This is a genomic window from Pseudomonas sp. UMAB-08 (assembly GCF_900095225.1).
Taxonomy (GTDB): Bacteria; Pseudomonadota; Gammaproteobacteria; order Pseudomonadales; family Pseudomonadaceae; genus Aquipseudomonas.
Genome location: NZ_LT607448.1, coordinates 1 through 2,323, shown reverse-complemented (window position 1 = coordinate 2,323; position 2,323 = coordinate 1). Strand labels below are relative to the sequence as shown.

Annotated in this window: 3 protein-coding genes; all 3 read left to right on the top strand. The window is 60.9% G+C overall.

The window, feature by feature from the left end:
• Window positions 1-457, top strand: a 457-nt coding sequence (locus tag K0F75_RS25335) for a type VI secretion IcmF C-terminal domain-containing protein (protein WP_306823075.1), incomplete at its 5' end; no start/stop codon positions are given.
• Window positions 457-1,173, top strand: coding sequence for a PP2C family serine/threonine-protein phosphatase (locus K0F75_RS25330; RefSeq protein WP_219064696.1), 717 nt, complete (start codon window positions 457-459; stop codon window positions 1,171-1,173). The genes K0F75_RS25335 and K0F75_RS25330, both read left to right, overlap by 1 nt.
• Complete coding sequence (locus tag K0F75_RS25325) at window positions 1,170-2,051, top strand: serine/threonine-protein kinase (RefSeq protein ID WP_219064695.1); 882 nt, start codon at window positions 1,170-1,172, stop codon at window positions 2,049-2,051. Before K0F75_RS25330 ends, K0F75_RS25325 begins: the two co-directional genes overlap by 4 nt.
• Window positions 2,052-2,323 lie beyond the last annotated feature (272 nt).

Here is a 2,323-nt window from a genome sequence, read left to right as displayed (position 1 = left end):
CCTGACGCAAATGGGCCACGTGCAGGTCATTCGCCAAAGCTTCTTTGCGCAGAACCCGAACGAGCCGCAGGTGCAATTCAAGCTTGAGCCCTACACCCTGGACCCCACTGTGAGCCGTGCTGAATTCCGTTTCGGCAACCAGCAGATGGACTACCGCCACGGCCCTATCGTGCCGATGTCGTTCAGTTGGCCCACCGACGCCGAAGACGGCCGCACGAGTCTGGTGCTGGAAAAAATGGTCGGGCGCCCGGTGGGCATCGAGAAAAACACCGGCCCCTGGTCGTTGTTCCGTCTGTTTGACCTGATGCAGACCGAGTACTTGAAAGGCCGTGATGTGATGGTGCTCAAGGCCGACGTGGGTGGCCTGCGCGCCAACTACTTGTTGCTCAGTCAGCGCTCGCCGAACCCGTTTGATGTGGACGCGTTGCGCAGCTTCCGTCTGCCGGCGCAGCTCTGATGGGGCCGGCCAACCCTTGGCGCAGTGTGGCGCGCACCGACACCGGCAAGGTGCGGGCGCGCAACGAGGACGCGTTTCTTGATTGCCCGCAGCACGGATTGTGGGCGGTCGCCGATGGCATGGGCGGCTATCAGTGCGGCGATGTCGCCAGCCAGATGATCGTCACCCACCTCGCCGAACTGCCCAAGGAGGGCAGCTTCGACGAGCGGGTGATTGCCGTGCGCCAGTGCCTGCACTGGCTCAATCGGCGAATGAGTCAGGAGCTGACCATCACCCCGGATCGCCGTGACAGCATCATGGGCAGCACGGTGGTGGCGCTATTGATCGACGGCACACGCGGCGCGTGTGTCTGGGCGGGCGACAGTCGCTGTTACCTGCTGCGCGAAGGTCGTCTGCATCAATTGACCCGTGACCACTCGCTGCTGGAGCAGCTGATCGACGAGCAAAAAATGACGCCCGAACAAGCCAGCCAGTATCCCAACGCCCGCGCACTGACCCGCGCCATCGGCGCCAGCGACCAGCTGAAACTGGAAGTGCTGGAGTTGGAGGTGTGTTCGGGCGATGTGTTTTTGTTGTGCAGTGACGGGTTTTATCAGGGCCTCGACAACGAAATGTTGCGCGAAGCCTTGAGTCTGGAGTCGATGCAGATGTTGTTCGACGAAGTACGGTGTGGCAGCGCGCGGGACAACCTGACCGCCGTGGTGATCAGCCAATGACCGAGCCCCTGCCACCGCTGCCCGACGTGCTGGCTGGCCGTTATCGCATCGAGCGTTTGCTGGGTGCCGGTGGCATGGGCACGGTCTATCGGGCGCGGGATTTATTGCATGAGCAGTTCGGTGAAACCGGCGCCGAGATAGCCGTGAAAATCCTCGGCGAAGCCTTCGAAGGTTCTCCCGATGCCAATGCGCTGCTGTACAGCGAGTTCGCCTTGACCCGACACCTGCGGCACCCCGGCGTGATGCAGATGTTTGATTTTGACGTGGACTCGGCCTGTGGGCGGGCCTTTATCACCATGGAGCTGATGCAAGGTCTGCCGCTGGACCGCTTACTGTGCGAACGGCCACTCGGCGTGCCGTGGATCGAACTGCGCGATATCGCCATCGAATTGCTGGACGCCTTGGCTCACTCCCACAGCCGGGGCGTACTGCACGGTGACTTGAAGCCCAGCAACGTGATGCTCACCGAAGACGGCGTGCGCCTGTTCGACTTTGGCCTCGGGCAGGCAATGGACGGCGTCCTTCCAGGGCTGCCGACCCTGAGCCGCGAGCGCATCAAGGCCTGGACACCCAACTACGCGGCCCCCGAATTACTCGAAGGCGGACCCTTGTCGATGAGCACCGATGTTTACGCTGTGGCCTGTGTGGTGTTCGAGCTGGCGGGCGGCAAACATCCTTTCCAGCGACTGACCGCGATTGAAGCCAGAGAGAACAAACTTGACCGAAAACTGAAAAAGCCCAAACACCTGCCCAAAACCTGCTGGGCGGCCCTGCGAACCGCGCTGGCGCTGAACCCGAAAAAACGCACGATAGATGCCGCTGCATTACGCGATTCTTTTCGAGCCGCACCCCCCGCCAAATCCTGGCGCTGGTTCTAACCCCGACAAGCCTGCTCTTATCAAACAAGCAGTAACCGTTTGAAATAGAACATTATTTGTAGGAGCTGACTTGTCTGCGAAGACGCTACAACACGGTCTACCAGACACACCGCGTCGCATGGCCTTCGCAGACAAGGCAGCTCCGGACGATTGCGTTCCATTACTGGAGCAGGCGTGTCACTACGCGTCCCGCTGCGAAACGGTCATCAACTCACCCCGCTACCCAACGCTCCCTTCACCTGATCCAACAACCCCATCTTCGATTCGTCAGG

Bases quoted from the DNA above. Each gene is read 5' to 3' on its own strand.
- K0F75_RS25325 (WP_219064695.1), top strand. From the start codon at position 1,170: ATGACCGAGCCCCTGCCACCGCTGCCCGACGTGCTGGCTGGCCGTTAT.
- K0F75_RS25330 (WP_219064696.1), top strand. From the start codon at position 457: ATGGGGCCGGCCAACCCTTGGCGCAGTGTGGCGCGCACCGACACCGGC.